General features: G+C 73.7%; 16 protein-coding genes and 1 pseudogene. 8 read left to right on the top strand and 9 right to left on the bottom strand.

Features of this window, described 5'->3' with window-relative positions; all coding sequences use genetic code 11:
• Positions 1–8: 8 nt before the first annotated feature.
• The 3 genes from DMB38_RS22995 to DMB38_RS22985 form a co-directional block, all read right to left on the bottom strand.
• Positions 9–491, bottom strand: a complete 483-nt coding sequence (locus DMB38_RS22995) for a succinate dehydrogenase hydrophobic membrane anchor subunit (RefSeq protein ID WP_125936756.1) — start codon at positions 489–491, stop codon at positions 9–11.
• Positions 491–871 carry a succinate dehydrogenase, cytochrome b556 subunit gene (gene sdhC / locus DMB38_RS22990; protein WP_078898415.1) on the bottom strand — a complete coding sequence of 127 codons (381 nt, stop codon included), beginning with the start codon at positions 869–871 and terminating at the stop codon, positions 491–493. The genes DMB38_RS22995 and sdhC overlap by 1 nt, the downstream gene beginning before the upstream one ends.
• 258 nt (positions 872–1,129) lie before the next feature.
• Entirely contained in the window at positions 1,130–1,657 is a 528-nt protein-coding gene (locus DMB38_RS22985; RefSeq protein WP_125939206.1) for a 2-oxo-4-hydroxy-4-carboxy-5-ureidoimidazoline decarboxylase, read from the bottom strand.
• A gap of 210 nt (positions 1,658–1,867) precedes the next feature.
• On the opposite strand from DMB38_RS22985, the gene DMB38_RS22980 reads away from it, so the two are divergent.
• Entirely contained in the window at positions 1,868–3,637 is a 1,770-nt protein-coding gene (locus DMB38_RS22980) for a glycoside hydrolase family 20 protein (RefSeq protein WP_125936755.1), read from the top strand.
• Positions 3,638–3,738: 101 nt separating this feature from the next.
• Here DMB38_RS22980 and DMB38_RS22975 read toward each other — a convergent pair whose 3' ends face one another.
• Positions 3,739–6,444 carry an N-acetylmuramoyl-L-alanine amidase gene (locus DMB38_RS22975; RefSeq protein ID WP_125936754.1) on the bottom strand — a complete coding sequence of 902 codons (2,706 nt, stop codon included), beginning with the start codon at positions 6,442–6,444 and terminating at the stop codon, positions 3,739–3,741.
• A gap of 573 nt (positions 6,445–7,017) precedes the next feature.
• Between DMB38_RS22975 and DMB38_RS22970 the strand changes: the two genes are divergently transcribed.
• The 3 genes from DMB38_RS22970 to DMB38_RS22960 all read left to right on the top strand — a co-directional run bounded on the left by DMB38_RS22970 (position 7,018) and on the right by DMB38_RS22960 (position 9,815).
• The gene (locus DMB38_RS22970; protein ID WP_047017683.1) at positions 7,018–7,662 is read left to right on the top strand and encodes an RNA polymerase sigma factor; all 645 of its coding nucleotides are present in this window, start codon (positions 7,018–7,020) and stop codon (positions 7,660–7,662) included.
• Positions 7,662–8,951 (top strand): hypothetical protein, encoded by a 1,290-nt coding sequence (locus tag DMB38_RS22965; RefSeq protein WP_240662422.1) that lies wholly within the window; start codon positions 7,662–7,664, stop codon positions 8,949–8,951. The genes DMB38_RS22970 and DMB38_RS22965 overlap by 1 nt, the downstream gene beginning before the upstream one ends.
• Before the next feature lie 156 nt (positions 8,952–9,107).
• Positions 9,108–9,815, top strand: a complete 708-nt coding sequence (locus tag DMB38_RS22960) for a sigma-70 family RNA polymerase sigma factor (RefSeq protein ID WP_240662421.1) — start codon at positions 9,108–9,110, stop codon at positions 9,813–9,815.
• A gap of 276 nt (positions 9,816–10,091) precedes the next feature.
• Here DMB38_RS22960 and DMB38_RS22955 read toward each other — a convergent pair whose 3' ends face one another.
• On the bottom strand, positions 10,092–10,970 hold the full coding sequence (locus DMB38_RS22955) for a L,D-transpeptidase family protein (protein WP_346429516.1): 879 nt from the start codon (positions 10,968–10,970) through the stop codon (positions 10,092–10,094).
• A gap of 241 nt (positions 10,971–11,211) precedes the next feature.
• On the opposite strand from DMB38_RS22955, the gene DMB38_RS22945 reads away from it, so the two are divergent.
• Together DMB38_RS22945 and DMB38_RS22940 are read left to right on the top strand one after the other, a co-directional pair.
• Entirely contained in the window at positions 11,212–12,084 is an 873-nt protein-coding gene (locus tag DMB38_RS22945; protein ID WP_125939205.1) for a sulfotransferase, read from the top strand.
• Positions 12,085–12,195: 111 nt separating this feature from the next.
• Positions 12,196–13,775: pseudogene (locus DMB38_RS22940) on the top strand (methylmalonyl-CoA mutase family protein).
• A 43-nt stretch (positions 13,776–13,818) separates the two neighbouring features.
• Here the strand turns inward: DMB38_RS22940 and DMB38_RS22935 are convergent.
• Positions 13,819–14,271, bottom strand: coding sequence for a MarR family transcriptional regulator (locus DMB38_RS22935; RefSeq protein WP_125936751.1), 453 nt, complete (start codon positions 14,269–14,271; stop codon positions 13,819–13,821).
• Positions 14,268–14,762 (bottom strand): MarR family transcriptional regulator, encoded by a 495-nt coding sequence (locus tag DMB38_RS22930; protein ID WP_125936750.1) that lies wholly within the window; start codon positions 14,760–14,762, stop codon positions 14,268–14,270. The genes DMB38_RS22935 and DMB38_RS22930 overlap by 4 nt, the downstream gene beginning before the upstream one ends.
• A gap of 124 nt (positions 14,763–14,886) precedes the next feature.
• On the opposite strand from DMB38_RS22930, the gene DMB38_RS22925 reads away from it, so the two are divergent.
• A complete protein-coding gene (locus tag DMB38_RS22925) occupies positions 14,887–15,567 on the top strand; it encodes an HAD-IA family hydrolase (protein WP_125936749.1) in 681 nt (226 codons plus the stop codon).
• An 18-nt stretch (positions 15,568–15,585) separates the two neighbouring features.
• Here the strand turns inward: DMB38_RS22925 and DMB38_RS22920 are convergent, their stop codons facing one another.
• Positions 15,586–16,224, bottom strand: a complete 639-nt coding sequence (locus DMB38_RS22920) for a CatB-related O-acetyltransferase (RefSeq protein WP_125936748.1) — start codon at positions 16,222–16,224, stop codon at positions 15,586–15,588.
• Between the two features lie 108 nt (positions 16,225–16,332).
• Here DMB38_RS22920 and DMB38_RS22915 point away from each other — a divergent pair, with 108 nt between their 5' ends.
• The gene (locus tag DMB38_RS22915; protein ID WP_125936747.1) at positions 16,333–16,953 is read left to right on the top strand and encodes a TetR/AcrR family transcriptional regulator; all 621 of its coding nucleotides are present in this window, start codon (positions 16,333–16,335) and stop codon (positions 16,951–16,953) included.
• 1,292 nt (positions 16,954–18,245) lie between these two features.
• Here the strand turns inward: DMB38_RS22915 and DMB38_RS22910 are convergent.
• Positions 18,246–19,481, bottom strand: a complete 1,236-nt coding sequence (locus tag DMB38_RS22910) for an amidohydrolase (RefSeq protein ID WP_125936746.1) — start codon at positions 19,479–19,481, stop codon at positions 18,246–18,248.
• Positions 19,482–19,656 lie beyond the last annotated feature (175 nt).

The following is a 19,656-nucleotide window of genomic DNA, read 5'->3' as shown; positions in this document are numbered from 1 at the left end:
TCGCCGCGTCAGCGGATGTTCGGGTCGAAGGTGAAGATCACCAACGTGCCCAGGAGGATGGTGAAGACCGTGGCGGCGTACAGCAGCATCTTGAGCCAGAAGCGGGTGCCGTCGCGCTCGGCGTAGTCGTTGATGACCGTGCGCAGTCCGTTGCCGCCGTGCAGCATCGCGAGCCAGAGCATGACCAGGTCCCAGCCCATCCAGAAGGGGGACGCCCAGCGGCCGGCGACGAAGGCGAAGCTGACCTTGCTGACACCGCCGTCGAGCACCAACTGGATCAGCAGGTGGCCGACGACCAGGACCGCGAGCACGACCCCCGACACCCGCATGAACACCCAGCCGTACAGCTCGAAGTTGGTGCGGGTACGGGAGGTGGAGCGGGCGCTGCGCGGGGTGCGGGCGCGGGGGGCCTCGATGAGCGGGGCGGGGTTGTCCGCGGAGTACGCGGCGGAGGAGCCGGTCAGTTCGACGTCGGAGGTGGCCATGGTCATCAGCTCCCGAACAGCTCGCGCGCGGTGTGGCCCAGCACCGGGTAGATCGCCCCGGCCATCAGCACCGCCCAGATCCCGACCACGATCCACAGCATCGGCTTCTGCAGCCGGGGGCCCTTCGACCAGAAGTCGACGGCGATGACGCGCAGCCCGTTGAGCGCGTGGAAGAGGACGGCGGCGACCAGCCCGTACTCCAGCAGCGACACGATCGGTGTCTTGTACGTGGCCACCACGTCGTCGTACGCCTCGGGCGACACCCGCACCAGCGAGGTGTCGAGGACGTGGACGAACAGGAAGAAGAAGATGAGGACGCCGGTGACGCGGTGCGCCACCCAGGACCACATGCCTTCCCGGCCGCGGTAGAGCGTTCCAGCCGGCACGGAAAAAACCCTCCGGAAACTGATCGGGGGCCGGCCGTCAGGGCTGGGTACTGCACTGTCGGTCATGACCCGGCCGGGTACGGTCCACCGGCCTTCGCCATCGTAGCGACGGTGCGTCGGCACATCGGCCATGGGGGTGCAGGTGTGATCAATCAGGCACGCGCGTGGCCTAACCGCGCTGGCAGGCGTGGGGATCCGGGTGGTTGCGTCCCCCTTTGGCGCCGGTGCCCGTGGCGGGTTTTCGCCGTCGGACAGCCGTCAGACGGCAGCCGGGCCGGCCCCCGGGGCAACGAGCCGGGCGAGGCGGCCGCGGGCCCGGCGGCGGAGTTCGTCGGCGGCCACGAGGCGTTCCTCGTCGGGCTCGTTGCCGAGGCGGGTGCGGATGGCGGCCAGGGTGTGGTCCAGGCGTTCGTCCTCGGGGCAGCCGTCGAGGCAGAGGACGAAGGAGTGGCCGAAGCGGCTCTCGTACGCGGCGTGCGCGGCCCGCAGCGCCGTGCGCTCGGCGGGGCCCGCGGCCGCGGGCGGTGCGGTCGCCTCGCCGGCCAGCGCGCCCGCGACGGCGCCGGGGGCGAGGTCGTAGCTGGCCTCGTCGGCGGCGGCGAGCAGGGCACCGAGGTCGGGGTACGGGCGGTGGGCGGTGAGGCGGCGGGCCCAGTCCCGGTCGTGGAGGCAGCCGAGGAGGGCGCGCTCGGCGTCGGCGGCGGGCGCCGCGTTGAAGGCCGCCAGCCGCGCGGGATCGGCCGCGGGGGCTGCGGCGCGCGTCGCTCGGGGGGTGGGTGTGGGCAGGGTGGCTCCCTGGGGCGTGCCGGGTTCGTGGGGGCGTACCGGGGGCGGTTACGGTCGAACAGCGATGCGCCACGCTAGCGGCCGGAACCGAACGTTCCGGTGGTACCGGCCGACGGTTCACCCGGAAGAGGAGGTTTGTCGCACTGAATCGACAGGAGTGCTGCTTCGCGTCCCCACGCTCTGCCGTGGCCCTCCGGAAGGTCCCCACCCATGCGATTCCCCCCGCGTCCGTCCCGCCCACCGCGCCGGTCCCCCGCCGGCCGGCACGCCCACCGCCCCGGCGGCCCGCTCCGCGCCCTCCGGGGCCCCCGGCGCGCGCTGTACTGGGCGCTGGCCACCGTCCTGGCCACCGCCGCCGTCCTCCTCGCCCTCCGCCCCGTACTCGACGGCGGTGACGGCGACGAGACCCCCCGCTCCGGCGTCGGCGCCGCCGCCCACCGCTCCGGGCAGGGCCAGGCGCCCGCCACGCCCACGCCCGGCGGCGAGGACTTCCCCGCCCCGCCCCGCGGCGACCGCGGCACACCGCTGCCCGACCCCCGCACCGTCCCCGCCGTCCGCTCCTACGAGCGCGCCGACGGCACCGGCTGGCGGCCCGCAGACCGCGCCGTCGTCATCGCCGAGGACGACGCGCTCACCGACGAGTCCATGCGCCTCGCCGCGGAACTCGGCATGCTCTACGCGAAGGCCACCGGCGGCGACGGGTCGGCGGACCCCGGGCAGCGCGGCGGCGACATCCGCCTCCGGCTCGACCCCGGCCGCGCCGGCGGCCCCGAGGCGTACCGCATCGACGTCGCCGACGGCCGCGCGACCGTCACCGCCGCCACCGACACCGGCGTCTTCTACGGCACCCGCACCCTCCTCCAGGCCGCCCGCGCCGGCGGCGGCGTGCCGCCGGGCCGCATCGACGACCGGCCCGACCGCCGGCAGCGCGGGTTCATGGTCGACATCGCCCGCAAGCACTTCAGCGCCGCGTGGCTCTCCGACCGCCTCCGGGAGATGGCCGACCTCAAGCTCAACCAGCTCCACCTCCACCTCTCCGACGACCAGGCGTTCCGGATCGAGAGCGAGAGCCACCCCGAGGTGGTCTCCGACCCGCATCTCACCAAGGCCCAGGTCAGGGACATCCTCGATCTCGCCGCCGACCTGCACATCACCGTCATCCCCGAGATCGACTCCCCCGGCCACCTCGGCGCGGTCCTCGACGCCCACCCGGACCTGCAACTGAAGACGCCGGAGGGCAGCCCGGTGGAGGGCGCGATCGACATCTCCAAGCCGCGCGCCGCCCGGATCGTGGACGACCTGCTGACGGAGTACGCGCGGCTCTTCCCCGGCCCGTACGTGCACATCGGCGGCGACGAGTACGTCGCGCTGATGGCGAGCGACCCCGAGGCCCGCTACCCGGATCTGGCCGCCGCGGCCCGCGAGCGCTTCGGCGCCGGCGCGGCCGTCGCCGACCTCAACGCCGCCTGGCTCAACGAGCGGGCGGACACGGTCAGGAAGCGCGGCAAGAAGGTCAAGGCGTGGAACGACGGCTTCATCCCGGGCGCGAAGGTCAGCCCCGACCGGGACCGGGAGGTCGAGTACTGGACGGGCAAGGAGGCGTTCGCGCGCGACCCGCAGGCGTTCCTGGAGGACGGGTGGCGGCTGGTCAACCTCAACGACGAGTACCTGTACTACGTCCTCGGCGAGCCCAACGACTTCACGTACCCCACGGGCAAGCGGATCTACGAGGAGTGGACGCCCGCGGTGCTGCGCGGCACCCGGCCGGTGCCGGAGCGGCTGGCGGGCCCGGGGAAGGTCCTGGGCGCCCGCTTCGCGGTCTGGGGGGACCGCGCCGGGGCCCAGACACCGGAGCAGGTGGCCGAGGGCGTCAGGCTGCCGCTGGCGGCGCTGGCGCAGAAGGTGTGGGACCCGCGCGAGCCCCGGCTGGGATGGGCGGAGTTCGCGGACCTGGCGGGGACGGTGCGGGGCAGGGGCTGAGCGGCGTACGGGCCGCCGCCGGCGCGCTGCCGCCGCACGCACGCCGAAGAGGCCGCCCCCACCGGGAGCGGCCCCTCGTCGTGGTGCCGGGAGTCAGCGCCTCACGGCGCCAGTTCCACGCCCAGCCGGCCGCCCGCCGGCGTACCGAGCGCGGACTTGCCGTAGTACACGGCCCCCGACGCCGACACGCCCTGGCTGCCGCTGTCGAGCTGCAGCAGGGTGCCGTCGTAGGCGTCCTCGCCGATCACGCCGATGACGAGGTCCGCCCGCCCGTATCCGGACAGGTCGGCCAGGAGCACCGAGGAGCCGAGCCGGTCGCCCTTCTCGCTGACCCCGCTGATCCCCGCGGTGTCCTGGTGGTACGCCGCCGGCGAACCGGACGCCGTCGACAGGCCCGTGGAGCCGCCGCGCAGCAGCAGGGAGGTGCCGGCGTCGGCGCGGTTGGCGCCGTCGCGGGTCATGTCCTCGCGGTAGACGCCGGTGAGCACGTCCGCGTAACCGTTGGCGTCCACGTCGCCGACCGAGACCGAGAAGCCCATCGCGTCGCCGGCCTCGGACGCGCCGGGCACGGAGCCCGTGCCCTGGTGGACGATCTGCTTGCCGGTCGTCGTCAGCCCGCTCGCGGAGCCCTTCAGCAGCGTGATCTGGCCGCCGGTGTTGGCCGCCGACTCGCTCGCGAAGGGCTGGCCGACGACGAGGTCGGCGTAGCCGTCGCCGGTGACGTCCCCGGTGGCCACGGAACGGCCGCCCGGGACCCCGAGGTTCGCGGTGACGTCCAGCCCGACCGCCGAGCCGCGCAGCACGTCGAGGCGCGCCTTGCCGCTCGGGTCGCGGTAGGTGATCGCGGCGTCGTCGTAGCCGTCGCGGTTGAAGTCGCCCACGGCGGCGTCCTGGTACGCGACCGTCTCGTACGGGAACGAGCCCTCGCGGCCGTTGCCGTTCAGGTCGTGCGTGGCCCACGCCTCGGCGCCGACGCCGAGCACCTCGTCGCGGCCGTCGCCGTCGAAGTCGCCGGCGGCGACCGCGGAGCCGTACTTGGCGCCGGTGGGCGCGAAGCCGTCGCCGAGGACGAGGTTGCGGCCGGAGTCCAGCCCGGGACCGTACAGGACGGTGATCACGCCGGCGTCGGCGTGGCCGGTGGCGTCGTCCTTGTTCGGGGCGCCGACGAGGAGGTCGGCGATGCCGTCGTTGTTGACGTCGCCCCACTCGGTGTCGGTGCCCCAGGCGTCGCCCGCCGCGGCCGTGCCTGGCACGCCGGTGCTGTTCTGGGTGATGCTGCGCTTGGCGCTCGCCACCGGGCCGTTCTCGCCGCCGGGGACGACGAACACCGCGCCGGAGCCGGTCTTGCCGCCGCCGTTGGCCCGCGGCGTACCGGCGACGAGGTCGCCGCGGCCGTCGCCGTTGAAGTCCCGGGTGGGCAGGGCGTGCGAGGCGCCGGGGGCGGCGGCCATGGCGCGGATCTGGCCCAGCTTGGCGTAGAGCCGGTCGCCGGGGCAGGCGGTGACGTTGACGTCCGCGTCCGCGCCGTCCGGGCGGAACTGGGCGTCCTTGTGACCGGAGATGTTCTTCATGGTCTTCGGGGGACCGGCGGGGATGAAGTTGTCGTCCGCGTCGAGCTTCATCGGCGTCAGCGACGTGCTGCCGGTGGGGCTCACGCCGTACTGGCCGAGCTTCCAGGCGGCGATGCGCGAGACGGCTTCCAGCGACGCCCGGGAGGGGTGGCTGAACGTGTGGTAGTCGCCGAGGATGGAGATGCCGGTGGAGTGGCTGTTGAAGTTGACCGTGTGCGCGCCCAGCACCGGCTGGTCGATGCCGCCGGCGCGGCCCTCGAAGATGCGGCCGCACTTGTCGACGAGGAAGTTGTAGCCGACGTCGTTCCAGCCGTTCCCGTTCACGTGCATGAGGAAGATGGAGCGGACGATGGCGGCGGACTCGGCGCACGAGTAGTTCACGGCCTGCGCGGTGTGGTGCACCAGCGCGGCCTTGATGCCGTCGGGGTTGTACGTCGGCGGGTTCTTGACCAGCGACTCGTCGGCGCCCCAGCCGGCCCGGCGGATCACCGGCGGCGGGGTGACGGGCGAGTCGGGCGCCGGGCCCGGGTCCGCCTGGGTCACGGCGGCGGCGGGGGCCATGTCGGTGCCGTACGCGGACGAAGGGTACGAAGAGGCCGAGGACGCGCCGGACTCCGGCGCGGTCACCGCGGCCGCCTGCGCGACCGGTGCCGTCTCCGTGCCCGCGTCCGTGCCGACGCCGGCGGCCCGCGCCTCCTCGGCCTCCTCCTGCGTGACTCCGGGGTCGACGAGGGCGACCTCCATGCCGGCGGGCAGCGGCGTGCTCGTCCCGTCCGCGCGTACGACCCGGGCCTCGACGCCGTCCGACGGGCCGACCCACAGCGGCTCGGTGCTGCCGCGCATGGCGGGGGTCAGGTCGTCGGCGGACGGGCCGCCGTCCGTGTCGAGGGCGCGCCAGTCGCTCCAGGTGCCGGTCTCGGCCGAGCGGGTGCGCACCTCGGCGGCCCCGCCGAGGTCGCGGCGTTCGTTGCTCCAGGAGATGCCGACCATCGAGAACTGCTCGGTCCCGGTACGGTCCACCTCCTGCCGGGCGCCGTCCCCGGTCAGGTCGACGCCGTGCACCGCCGGCTTGCGCGGCTCCAGCCCGGCCGCCGCCGGGTCGCCGGAGCCGGAGCCGGGGTCCGCCACGGCGACGGTGATCACGCCGGCACCGCCGAGCACGACCGCGCCCAGCGTCAGCCAGGCACGTCTGCGCAGGCTCAACGGCCGGTACGCATGGGATCTACGCGGACTCACATTCCGCCCCTTCGGTTCGCTCACGTCTGACGTTCGCTCACGCTTGACACACGTACAGCGCCGCCGGGGTCGAAAACGTGTCACTCCCACCCTGACCGGTACAAAGAAGACGGCCGGAGCCGCTACCCCCCACAGGAGCTGCTCCGGCCGTCGGCCTCAGTCGCGGGTGCCCGTTCGGGCCCGCTGTATTACTCAGCGCCAGAGGGCCCGGAAATGTCACAGCCCCCGCCGGCGGGTGCCGCGGGACCTCCGCGCACCGCTTCTCCCGGGCCCGTCCTGCCCCCGCCCCGCGGGCCGCCGGGCTCCTCCGCCGCGGGCCGGCGGACCCTCTCCGGCAGGCCGCCGGGCCGCCGCGGGGGCCGTGGCCGGACCCGTCCGTTCCTCATGCGGTCGGGTGGGGAGGCCCCCGGTGTGTTGCGAAGGGACCGCCACCGCCGTAGCGTGCAGTGCGCGCCGACTCGGCGCACAGACATTCGTTCGACTATCGCTCGACGGTCCGCCCAGATCCGGGGGTGCTCCGCAGATGAGTCCGCGTGAACAGCGTCTCCCGGCGCCACGGACCGACTGACCACCGTGCAGGGGGAATACGCGGAAGACGCCGCGCTGTCCGGCGCGGTGCACGCTGCCCAGCGTGGTGACGAGGCAGCGTTCCGCATCGTGTTCCGGACGGTGCACCCTCGCCTGCTCGGATACGTGCGCAGCCTCGTCGGCGACGGCGACGCGGAGGACGTGACCTCGGAGGCGTGGCTGCAGATCGCCCGCGACCTCGGCTCGTTCAGCGGCGACGCCGACCGCTTCCGCGGCTGGGCCGCGCGCATAGCGCGCAACCGCGCACTCGACCACGTGCGGATGCGCTCCCGCAGGCCCGTCTCCGGCGGCGACGAGACCCAGCTCGCCGACCGGCCCGCGGACTCGGACACCGCGGAGGAGGCGATCGAGGCGCTGGGTACGGGCCGCACGATGGCCTTCATCGCACGACTGCCCCGCGACTACGCCGAAGTCGTGGTGCTGCGCGTGATCATGGGACTGGACGCCAAGCGCACCGCCGAAGTCCTGGGCAAGAGCCCGGGCGCGGTGCGGACGGCGGCGCATCGCGGCCTCAAGCAGTTGACCGCGCTCATAGAGCGGCCGCAGGAAGAGGGGGACGTTCCGCCCGGGGAAGGGCAGCAGCCTGGCGGTGTGACGCAATCAGCCGCGCGGACGCTTAAGGAAATGTGATGGTGGACGACCGGTACGGCTGGCTCGACGAGGACGTCGCGGAGCGACTGCTTCGCGGAGAGCCGCTCGACTTCGCGGACGGCAACGGCCGGCGAGGGCGTAAGCGCTGGTCGCCCGAGGACCGGGCCGCCGCCGAGCGGCTGGCCGCCGTGCTGGCGCGGGTGGCGGAGTCGGGCCGTCCGGACGCGAACGGCCGGGTGCCGGGCGAACAGGCCGCGCTGGCGGCGTTCCGGGCGGCGCGGGAGAGCCCCAGCCCGGCGTCGGCCGCGGAGTTCGCCGCCGAGTCGCCGTTCGACGGGCGGCACGGGCGGCACCGTCATGGCGTCGTGGCGCGGCTGCGGTCGCTGCGGCTGAGCGTCGTGGGCGCGGTGGCGGCGTGTGCGCTGGGCGGGGTCGCGGTGGCCTCCAGCGCGGGTGTGCTGCCGTCGCCGTCGTTCATCCAGGACACCGGGGGCAACCGGTCGCCGAGCGTGGGCGTCACGTCGTCGGCGGGGACGCCCGGCGGCGAGGAGGAGAACGGCTCCGCCCCGGAGGACGGCAAGGGGTCGGACAAGGACGGCAAGGACAAGGACTCAGGCAAGGACGGCAAGGACTCCCAGGACCAGGGCCGCGGTACGGACACGGATCTGCCGGGCCGCGGCGTCATCGGCGACGTACGCGGCAACGAGCCGCCGAACATGGCGGACGCGGACGCCGTCCTCGACGAGCTGTGCCGCGACTACCTCGCCGCGCAGGCCGGTACGGGAACGATGCCGGGCCAGGGGCGGCTGCGCGTCCTGGAGGAGGCGGCCGGTTCGCCGGAGGCGATGTCGTCGTACTGCGCCGGCCGGCTGGGCACGAGCGTGGGCACCCCCGGCGGCGTGACCGGCGGCGGCACCGGCGGCTCCTCGGGGGCAGCACGGGCGGCGACTCGGAGGAGCCGACCAGCCCGAGCCCGTCGCCGACCGACCCGGGCACGGACCCGGGCGGGAGCACGGGCGGTTCGAGCGGATCCAGCGGCTCCGGCGGCGAGACCGGCGGCGGTGACCCCGACGGCGGCAGCGAGAACGGCGGCAGTGAAGGGCCGCCGCAGGAGGGCCCGTCGCCGAATCCGAGCGCCAACATCTCGGAGTCCCCGACCCCCGAGCCCTCGGCCACCGCGACCGTCGCGGAGCCCGAGGAGACCGCCGTCGGCTGACGCCGCGGCACCCCCGCCCCACGGCAAGTCGCCCACCGGGGCGCCCTTTTATCCCGTTTCATCCGGAGCAGGCCGAGAATATTTGTGGCGGTCACCTGCCCGTACGGGATAAATGTGGGGGTGCTCACGTCAAACGTCCATGATGTCTGGCATTGTTGCAGTGATCTGTTCGATTCCGGGAGTGGCTGGGGCAGCGGCCTGACGGAGAGCGCGCGGGGGCGCGGGCACGGTGCACAGTGCCGCAGGCCGATCTCACGAGGCTCACAAGGTGGGGGATTACGACAGACCGGCTGCCGCACGGGCGGCGCCGGGACACAAGGGTGCGGACGAGGACCTCCAGCCACTGGTCCACCGGGCGCAGAACGGCGACGAGACGGCGTTCACCGCGCTCTACCGGCGGCTGCAGCCGGTGCTGCTCGCGTATCTGCGCGGCGTGGTGGGCGACGACGCGGAGGACGTGGCCGCGGACGCCTGGCTGGTGATCGCGCGCGACCTCGGCAAGTTCCGCGGCGACGGCCCGTCGTTCCGCGGCTGGACGGTGACCGTGGCCCGGCGCCGGGCGCTCGACCTGCTGCGCCGCGAACGCCGCCGCCCGCAGGGCGTGCTGCTCGACGAGGGCGTCCACGACCTGCCCGCGGAGCGCGCGGCCGAGGAGCACGCGCTGGAGTCGCTGGGCACCCGGCAGGTCCTCCGGCTCATCTCCACGCTCCCCCGCGACCAGGCGGAGGCGGTGCTGCTGCGCACGGTGGCGGGTATGCGGGCCACCGACGCCGGTGAGGTGCTGGGCAAGCGGCCGGGCGCGGTGCGCACCGCGGCCCACCGCGGGCTGCGGCAGCTCGCCGAGCTGGTGACGCCCGCGGCCCGGCGCGAACGGAGCCTGGAGCGCGCGGCCTTCGCGGCGGGCGAGAGCGGCCCGCCGGCGGCGGAGCGGGAAGAGGGCACGGAAGAGCAGTTGAAGCTGGGCCTGGGCGCCTGAGAGGCGGCGTACGCCCGCTGCCGTACGCGTTCCGGCGTACGGAATCCGTAGGCGGCGTCAGAAGGAGGGAGTGGCGCGGGCGGTGCTGGGGGAACGCAACCCGCCCGCGCCATATGCGCTGAGCCGCAGGTACGGGGGGAACCCCGGCCGAGCGCTGGGCCGATGACCAGTCGGCACATCACTTACAGCGTCGCCGGCGGAGAAAGTGTCACAGCCACAGCTCAGCCCCTGCGTACGGCGCGTACGGCACCGCCGGTGCCGTACCGCCGCGCGCGCTCAGCCGTAGACGACGACCTTGTCCCCGACCCGGACGTCCCCGAAGAGCTTCGCGATCTTCGCCTCGTCGCGCACGTTCACACAGCCGTGCGAGGCGCCGGCGTAGCCGTTGGCGGCGAAGTCGGCGGAGTAGTGGACGGCCTGGCCGCCGCTGAAGAACATCGCGTACGGCATGGGGGTGTCGTAGAGCGTCGAGACGTGGTGCCGGCTCTTGAGAAAGACCTCGAACACGCCCTCGCGGGTCGGGGTGTACTGCGACCCGAAGCGCACGTCCATCGCCGCCAGCACCTCGCCGTCCTTCATCCACCGCAGGGTGTCGCTGCGCTTGCTCACGCACAGCACCCGCCCCTCGTTGCAGCGGGGGTCGGGCTTCTCCATGGCCTGCGAGGTCGGCGGATAGAGCTCGTCGTGCGTGGGCTCGTCGGTACGGGCCAGCAGCCGCTCCCAGGTGACGACGTCGGTCTCGCCGGTGCGCGGCAGGCCACGGTCCTCCTGGAACGCCGAGACGGCGTCGGCGGTGACCGGACCGTAGTACGCGGTGGGGCTCCGGTCGAAGACGCCCTCCGCGCGCAGCCGCGCCTGCAGCTCGCGTACTTGCCCGGTCTCGTCGCCCACGGTCATCAGCACCTCGGGGCCCTCGGGCGTCGGCTCGGCGGTGGGCGTCCTGGTCGCGGACGCCTGTGCCCCGGGCTCCCCGGCCGGCTTCGCCGGCTTCTTCCGGGACGGCGTGGCAGAGGGCTCCGCGGGCTTCCCGGACGGCGTGGGCGCGGCGCTCGACGTCGGCGGCGACGCGGAACGGCCTCCGCCGCCGGCCGCGTCCGCCGAGGCGGAACACCCCGCCGCGAGCGCCGCACCCGCGGCCGCGAGCGCGACGGCCACGCGGATCGAACGGAGTTTCCTGTCAACGCTCACACGTGCTGGACGCAATTCGCCCATCCCCCCGGTTCCCTCCTGTAAGACGTCGAACGATTCTCTCCCCCGCCACGGCCGGTCCGGAACCCCGTAGCGCGCCGTTGCCTGCCGGACACCTCGCGTTTGCCACGATCCCCTGGAATGGCCCGTCGGCCCGGCGTGCGCCGCCGGACCGCCGTGATGGCCGCTAGGAGGGTTGGGTGTGCGCATGAACGCCGTCGGCAAGGGGCTCAAGCGGCGCGGCAGGCTGATGGCACAGGCGCTCGGCCCGCCCCGGCGCGCCCCCCGGTCCGCCCACACACCCGCGCGCACCGCCGCCCCGCCGGGGTACACGGCCCCGCGCGCCCCGCGTCTCGTCGGGTCCCCGGTCTTCGTCCTGTCGTCCGTACGCTCCGGCTCCACCCTGCTGCGCGTACTCCTCAACAGTCACCCCGAGATCCGCGCCCCGCACGAGATGCACCTGCGCACGCTGCGCGTCGACCTCACCCGCCCGTACAGCGCCAGGGCGATGGAGGGTCTGGAACTGGACCGCCGCGAGCTGGAACACCTGCTGTGGGACCGGGTGCTGCACGTGGAGCTGGAGCGCAGCGGCAAGCGGATCATCGTCGACAAGACCCCCGCCAACGCGCTCATCCGCGAGCGGCTCGGCGACTGCTGGCCCGACGCCCGCTTCCTCGTCCTGCTGCGCCACCCCGGCGCCGTCGTCTCCTCCCTCGTCAACCGGCGCAAGGAGCCGGACCTCGACGCCATCCACGCCGAGGTCCTCGACTACGGCGAGGCGCTGGAGGCCGCCCGCACGGAACTGGGCGCGGCGGGGCACGTACTGCGCTACGAGGAGCTGACCGCGGAGCCGGCCGCGACCACCCGCGGCATCTGCGACTTCCTCGGCGTCGAGTGGGACCCGGGAATGCTCGACTACGGCGCGCACGACCACGGCACCTTCCGGCCGCACATGGGCGACTGGAGCAGCAACATCAAGTCGGGCCGCATCCAGCCCGCGCGCACGGGCGACCACGACGCCGGGCTGAGCGGGCGGCTCGCGGAGCTGGCGGAGCTGTGGGGCTACCGGCACGGCGGGTAGGCGGCGCGGTGGGTAGGCGGCGCGAGGTCCCGGCCCGTTGTCACCGGCGGAGCGTACGCTCATGACTACGGTCCGTGCAGGGCAGGGAAGGCCGGGAAAGGCTGGGATCACATGGTGCGCCACTCGGAGTCCGGGCTGCCCATCGAGCCGGTGTACGGGCCGGGGGCCCTGGCCGGCTGGCACCCCGACGTCCGGCTCGGGGAGCCGGGGGCGTACCCGTACACGCGCGGCGTCTATCCCACGATGTACACCGGCCGGCCGTGGACGATGCGCCAGTACGCGGGCTTCGGCACCGCCGCCGAGTCCAACGCCCGCTACCGCGACCTGATCGCCCACGGGACGACGGGCCTCTCCGTCGCCTTCGACCTGCCGACGCAGATGGGGCACGACTCCGACGCGGTCCTCGCGCACGGCGAGGTCGGGAAGGTCGGCGTCGCGATCGACTCGCTGGACGACATGCGGGTGCTCTTCGACGGCATCCCGCTGGACCGGGTGTCCACGTCGATGACGATCAACGCCCCGGCCGCGCTGCTCCTCCTCCTCTACCAGCTCGTCGCCGAGGAACAGGGAGTCGACGCGGCGCAGCTCACGGGCACGATCCAGAACGACGTGCTGAAGGAGTACATCGCGCGCGGCACGTACATCTTCCCGCCGAAGCCCTCGCTGCGGCTGACCGCCGACATCTTCCGGTACTGCCGCGCCGAGATCCCGAAGTGGAACACCATCTCGATCTCCGGCTACCACATGGCGGAGGCGGGCGCCTCGCCCGCGCAGGAGGTCGCGTTCACGCTCGCCGACGGCATCGAGTACGTGCGCACCGCCGTCGCCGCCGGCATGGACGTGGACGACTTCGCGCCCCGGCTGTCGTTCTTCTTCGTCTCCCGCACCACGATCCTGGAGGAGGTCGCCAAGTTCCGCGCCGCGCGCCGCATCTGGGCGCGGGTGATGCGCGAGGAGTTCGGCGCACGTAACCCCAAGTCGCAGATGCTGCGCTTCCACACCCAGACCGCGGGCGTCCAGCTCACCGCCCAGCAGCCCGAGGTGAACCTCGCCCGCGTGACCATCCAGGCCCTGGCGGCGGTCCTCGGCGGCACGCAGTCGCTGCACACCAACTCCTTCGACGAGGCCATCGCGCTCCCCACCGACAAGGCGGCGCGGCTCGCGCTGCGCACCCAGCAGGTGCTGGCGTACGAGACGGACGTGACCGCGACGGTCGACCCCTTCGCCGGGTCGTACGTGGTGGAGACGATGACCGACGACCTGGAGGCGGCGGCGGTGGACCTCATGCGGCGGGTGGAGGACCAGGGCGGCGCGGTCAGCGCGATCGAGAACGGCTTCCAGAAGGGCGAGATCGAGCGGAGCGCGTACCGGATCGCGCAGGAGACGGAGGCGGGCGAACGGGTCGTGGTGGGCGTCAACCGCTATCAGTTGGCGGAGGAGGAGCCGTACGAGCCGCTGCGCGTCGACCCGGCGATCGAGGCCCGGCAGGTGGAGCGGCTGGCCCGGCTGCGAGCCGCCCGCGACGGGGGCGCGGTGGCGGCGGCGCTGGCGGAGTTGCGGACGGCGGCGGGGGGACGGGGAACGTGCTGTATCCGATGAAGACGGCGCTGGCGGCGCGGGCGACGGTGGGAGAGGTGTGCGAGGCGCTGCGGGAGGTGTGGGGGACGTACGAGCCGGTGAACGCGTTCTAGGAGGCGGACGGGGGCCGGGCAGGGGCCCGCGGTGGGCCGGCGATCAGCGGTGCGCGTCGGTGAGGGCCGCAAGCTCGGCGTTGGCGCGCTCGTTGACGAGGGCGAGGACCCGGCCGGCGGCGGCAAGGTCCTCGGCGGCGATCCCGCCCCAGATGCGCGCGGAGAAGGGGGCGGTCTCCGCGCCCACGGCGGCGAGCAACTCCCGCCCCGCGTCGGTGGGGCGGAGGTGCGCGGCATCGGCGACGAGCAGTTCCCTGGCCAGCAGTTCGTCGAGCGTGGCGCGGATGTCGGCGGGGTCGGCCTTGAGGGAGCCCCGGACCTGGGCGACGAGGTCGTCCGCGGTCTGCGGGGCGTCGGCGGTGACGGCGGCACGCAGCGCGATCTGCTGCTGGAAAGTGACGCCGTGGCGGGCGAGGACGTGCTCCAGGACCCCGCGGGCGGCGTAGTGGGCCAGGGCGAGAGCACGGGCATTGGCGGCGGGTGCGGTGGTGGTCATGGTGATGTCCCCTGGGTCGTCGGGTCGTTCGGCAGGAGCGGGGCGAGAGGTACGTCGAGGAGGGCCAGCAGCTCGTCGGTGAACGCGCGGGTCCGTGAGGCGCCGAGGCCGCCCAGCGGCTCCAGCAACTGATGGACCAGCTCCCGGACCACCAGGACGGCCTCCCGCGTCACGGCGAGACCGGACTCGGTGAGGGCGAGCCGCATGGCACGGGGATCGCGGGGATCACGGGTGCGCTCGATCACCCCGTCGGCTTCGAGGGCGCGGGCCAGCTTGGAGACGTACAGCGCCTCCATGCCGGTGTGGTCGGCGAGTTGCCGCTGACTGGGCCGCTCGCCGGCGTGCTGCATGCCGTAGAGGGAGCCGACGAGGGCGTACTTCGCGTGGGTGAGGTCCAGCGGAGCCAGCGCGCGGTCGACGGCGACGCGCCACTTGTTGGCGAGCCGCCAGACCAGGAAACCGGGCGTGGGACCGGGTGGATCTTCGCTCATGATAGATAGATTACATGGCAACTATAGCCATGGCTACTATTTCGGGGATCGGAAGCCGGCGCGGGGGCGTGAGGGCTGATGCCGGGTGGTGGTCTTCTTCGGGCGGGGCCGCCAGACTGGGCGGGTGACGTCCGGACCGGCCTCTCCCCCGGCGCTCCGTGCCGTGCTCTTCGACTCGGGCGGTGTCCTGATGCGGCCGATCGGCGGGCGGTGGAACCCCCGCGCCGACTTCGAGCAGACCGTCCTCGCCCATGCCCCTTCGCTCACGGAGCAGCAGTTCGCCGCGGCCATCGCCGCGGGCGACCGCTTCTTCGCCGCCTCGCCCTCGACGCCCGACCCCGACGACTACCACCGGGCGATGCTCCGCCACCTCGGCGTCGACCCGACCGCGCGACTCCTCGCCGACCTCCGCCGCGACGTGCACCCGTCGGCGTTCCTGGAGACCTACCCGGACGTCGAGGACACCCTGGCCGAACTGAGCCGGCGGGGCGTACGGATGGCGGTGGTGTCGGACGCCTGGCCCGACCTGCCCGAGGTGCACGCCGGACTCGGCATCGGCCGGTTCTTCGAGGCGTACGCCATCTCGGCCGTCCTGGGCTGCACCAAGCCCGACCCGCGCATGTACCACCACGCCAGCACCGCGCTGGGCCTGGTGCCCGGGGAGTGCCTGTTCGTGGACGACGACCCGGAGCTGGTCGCCGCGGCGATCGGGCTCGGGTACGCGGGACGTGCGCTGCGCCGGGACGGGACCGTCTCGGCCGTGCCGTCCGTCAGCTCCCTGACGCAACTGCTGGACTTCTTCTGACACCCGCGGGGGGCTGGACTACGGGGCTGCCGCTTCCAGGGCGTCGAGCGTTCCCGACATGATCGTCCGTACGTGCTCGGTGACGTGCTCCACGGGCCAGTCCCACCACGCGACCGCGAGGAGCCGGGCGACGTCCGCCGCCTCGTAGCGCGTACGGATGAGACGGGCCGGGTTGCCGCCGACGATGCCGTAGTCGGGAACGTCGCCGGTGACGACGGCACCGGCGGCGACGATCGCCCCGTGGCCGATCCGTACGCCGGGTATGACCGTGGCGCCGTGGCCGAACCACACGTCGTTGCCGACGACGGTGTCGCCCCGGCCCGGGAGGCCGGTGATCAGGTCGAAGTGCTCGGCCCAGGAGCCGCCCATGGTGGGGAAGGGGAAGGTGGACGGGCCGTCCATGCGGTGGTTGGCGCCGTTCATGAGGAACCGGGTGCCGGTCCCCAGCGCGCAGTACTTGCCGATGACCAGCCGCTCGGGCCCGTAGTGGTACAGCACGTTGCGCGTCTCGAACGCGGTCGGATCGTCGGGGTCGTCGTAGTACGAGAAGTCGCCGGCCTCGATCAGGGGCGAGGTCAGCAGGGGTTTGAGGAGCACGACGCGCGGATGCCCGGGCATGGGGTGCAGGACGGTGGGGTCGGCGGGGAGGAGCGGCATGGGGAGTGGGGTTCCTCTCGGGGTGGAGCCGGTCACTAGTGCGACAACTGTAGCTTTAGGATGGTCACGCATCCCCGGCACGTCGATCAACCGGATTCTGGACTCCTGATGACAGACCCCACGACCACGACGCCGGACCGCCGCCCCGGCGGTCGCACGGCCCGCATCCGCGCCGAGGTCCTCGCGGCGGTACGGGCCGAACTCGCAGAGAGCGGCCACGAAGGACTCACGATGGAGGGCGTCGCCACGCGCGCGGGCGTCCACCGCGCGACGGTCTACCGCCGCTGGCGCGATGTGGGCGGCCTGCTGGTCGACGTCATCGAGGCGGCCGGGGAGATGGACTGGCACCCACCGGACACCGGTTCGCTGCGCGGCGACCTGACGGAGCTGAACGAGGAGATCCAGGAGTCGCTGGTCGAGCGGCCGTCGTTCGCCGTCGCCCTGATGGCGGCGTCGTTCCACTCCGAACGGGCCGCGCGGGCGCAGTCGCGGTTGTGGGAGGAGCGGTACGCGCAGTGCGAGATCGTGGTGACGCGGGCGGGGGATCGGGGGGAACTCCCCCCGGGACGCACGGATGCCAGGGCGGTGCTGATGTCCGCGACGGCGCCGGTGTACCACCACGTGGTGCTGCTACGGGCCGCCCCGGACCCGCGACTCCCGGAACGGGCGGCAACGGCGGCGGTGGCGGCAGCGGCCGCGGGGGCGTTCTTGGTACGGGCGGGCGGGTGATCAGGGGGCCGGGGGCCGGGGTCCGGGGCGGAGTCTGGACGGGTTCTGGGGCGGGGGCTTCCCCGATCGCCGGTGCCCACGGTCGGCGTGGGCCGAGGGCGGAGGCGGGGCTTGCTGCGTCGCGGAGGAGCCGCGTGCGGGCGCCAGGTGCGGCGCCGGAGTGGGCGTTGTTCCGACTCGACCTGGGCGCGGGGCGCGTGCCGCGGGGCGAAACTCGGGTTCCGGGGCCCGATTCGGCCCGGATTCGGGGGCGTTACCGCGAGTTACAGCCCAATTCCTCCGTCCGGGCGTCCCGAACGGCGGTGGCCGGTCCCGGTATCGGCCGTGTGCACGTCGATGGGCGAAAGTCGGGCAGCGAGGGCGAGTTGCCCCGATTTGCGGTCGAGGTTGCCGCGAGTTTGGCGTCAGTTCCTGCATGGAAAGTCGCCTGCGGCGGGGCCGACCTGTCCGCGCCCTTTGAGTGCGCGCGAGTGAGCAAAAGTCTAGCCAGGTGGGCGATTTGAGACGGTTTTAGAGGTGGGCTGTCGCGAGTTCCTCCCGGTTGCGTTCATTCGGGGCGGCCAGGGCGGTCATTGGCGTGTCCAGGTGCACGAAACTCGGCCTCGGTGGGCGTTTTGGGCAGGTTTGGAGGATGGTTACCGCGAGTTCGTCTCCGCGGCACGCATTCCGAGCGGCCCGGACGGCCAGGGCGTCCGCGATCCGGGCAGACTCACCCCCGGCGGCCCGGCCCCCGTCTGCCGTGCCGTCCGCGATCGGGGCCGGCTCAGATCCCTGCGTCCCGGCCCCCGTCCACCGCTGGCACCCGCGAACAGGGCAGCCCGGCCCCGGCCGCCGCCTCACGTCGGCCGCAGACGTCGGCGCTCGGAACAGATCCGGCGCCGGTGACCTCGGCACCCCGTCCGCGGGGTTCCGCCTCCGTAGCGGCGGTCGAGGGCGCCCGCTCCCTCCGGGCCACCCATAGCCGCCGGTCGTTACGGGCCGGAGTCCGGTGTCAAGGGTGGGGCGAAGCCCCATCGCGTAGCGACGTTCCCGCAGCGAAGCGGAGGGAACGCCCTTGACACCGGACGGAGGCCCGCATCATCAGGAGTGGGGTGGCCCGGGGGAGCCTTCACGGCACGGCTTATCCCTTCGCCGCCGCCCCGTCGCCGTTGGCGAACGGTGCGGGCGGCGTCGGAACCGCATCAGGTCAGGCGGAGAGTTCGCCCGACTTCACGGAGGTGAGGAACCAACTGATCACTCACGTGACGAGCGCGACGAGCGCGACGAGCGTGACGAGCGTGACGCGGGTGGCGCTACTCCGCCGCCCCCGCGCCGAGCAGGGCCGCCGCCGTGAAGAGTTCCACCCCCACCCGGATCGCCCCCTCGTCCACGTCGAAGTCCCCCTGGTGCAGGTCCCGCGGCAGCCCCGTCTCCCCCACCGACCGCACGCCCAGCCGCGCCAGCGCGCCCGGGACGTGCTCCAGGTACCAGGAGAAGTCCTCCCCGCCCAGGCTCTGTTCCGTCGTCTCCACCGACTCCGCTCCCCGCCGCGACGTCATCGCGTCGGCCAGCAGCGCCGTCGTGGCCGGTTCGTTGACCACCGGCGGGACCCCGCGGACGTACGTGATCGCCGACTTCGCCCGGTGCATCGACGCGACCTCGTCGACCGCGGCGTGCACCAGGTCCGGCGCGCGGCGCCACGTGTCCAGGTCCAGGCACCGCACCGTGCCCGACAGCTCCGCGTGCTGCGGCACCACGTTGCAGGCGTGGCCCACGTGGAGGCGGCCGAACGTGACCGCCAGGCCCGCGCGCGCGTCCACCCGGCGGCCGAGCAGGGCCGGGACGTCGGTGGCGACCCGGGCGGCCGCCGTGACCAGGTCCGTGGTCAGGTGCGGGCGCGCGGTGTGGCCGCCGGGGCCGTCGAGCGAGATCTCCAGCCGGTCGCACGCGGACGTGATGGCCCCCTGGCGCAGGCCGATCCTGCCCACGTCCACCCGCGGGTCGCAGTGCACCCCGATGATCCGGCCCACCCCGTCGAGCACCCCGGCCTCGATCGCGTCGGTCGCGCCGCCGGGCAGCACTTCCTCCGCCGGCTGGAAGATCAGCCGTACGGGATGCGGCAGCATCCCCTCGCGGGCCAGCGCGGCGAGGACGATGCCCGCGCCGAGGACGACCACCGTGTGCACGTCGTGGCCGCAGGCGTGGGCGCGGTCCGGGACCGCCGAGCGGTACGGGACCGTCTTGGTGTCCGGGATCGGCAGCGCGTCGATGTCCGCGCGCAGCGCCAGCATCGGGCCGGGCGGCGTCCCGCCCTCCTCGACGCCGATGTCGCAGATCAGCCCGGTCCCCGCGGGGAGTACGCGCGGGGCGAGGCCCTCCGCCTCCAGCCGCTCCTTGATCGCGGCGGTGGTACGGAACTCCTGGTTGCCCAGCTCCGGGTGCATGTGCAAGTCCCGCCGGAACGCGATGAGTTCGGCGTTCAGCGCCGCCGGGAGCACCCCGGGCAGCAGCGCGTCGGGACCGGACTCGGGCTCTGCGTCACGGGACATCAGTCGGTTCACACTCTGCAGGGTACGGGGATCACCGGGGCCACCGAGAAGGATCAACAAAATTTCAGCCCCGCGGGTGCATGACCGGCGTGCGCGGTGGGTACACTCCGGCGCTCGGCCCGCACGCTCCCCCGTGTACCCCGTATCCGGCTCCCCGTTCCCCCGTATCCGGCTC

It is taken from the genome of Streptomyces sp. WAC 06738, assembly GCF_003945505.1.
Lineage (GTDB): Bacteria > Actinomycetota > Actinomycetes > Streptomycetales > Streptomycetaceae > Streptomyces.
The sequence above is the reverse complement of the archived record's forward strand: the minus strand, read 5'-3'. Positions and strand labels throughout refer to the sequence as shown.

Coding starts and splice junctions, on each gene's coding strand:
- DMB38_RS22995 (WP_125936756.1), bottom strand. CDS start 491: ATGACCATGGCCACCTCCGACGTCGAACTGACCGGCTCCTCCGCCGCG.
- DMB38_RS22980 (WP_125936755.1), top strand. CDS start 1,868: ATGCGATTCCCCCCGCGTCCGTCCCGCCCACCGCGCCGGTCCCCCGCC.
- DMB38_RS22965 (WP_240662422.1), top strand. CDS start 7,662: ATGGTGGACGACCGGTACGGCTGGCTCGACGAGGACGTCGCGGAGCGA.
- DMB38_RS22945 (WP_125939205.1), top strand. CDS start 11,212: ATGAACGCCGTCGGCAAGGGGCTCAAGCGGCGCGGCAGGCTGATGGCA.
- DMB38_RS22935 (WP_125936751.1), bottom strand. CDS start 14,271: ATGACCACCACCGCACCCGCCGCCAATGCCCGTGCTCTCGCCCTGGCC.
- DMB38_RS22930 (WP_125936750.1), bottom strand. CDS start 14,762: ATGAGCGAAGATCCACCCGGTCCCACGCCCGGTTTCCTGGTCTGGCGG.
- DMB38_RS22920 (WP_125936748.1), bottom strand. CDS start 16,224: ATGCCGCTCCTCCCCGCCGACCCCACCGTCCTGCACCCCATGCCCGGG.
- DMB38_RS22915 (WP_125936747.1), top strand. CDS start 16,333: ATGACAGACCCCACGACCACGACGCCGGACCGCCGCCCCGGCGGTCGC.
- DMB38_RS22910 (WP_125936746.1), bottom strand. CDS start 19,481: ATGTCCCGTGACGCAGAGCCCGAGTCCGGTCCCGACGCGCTGCTGCCC.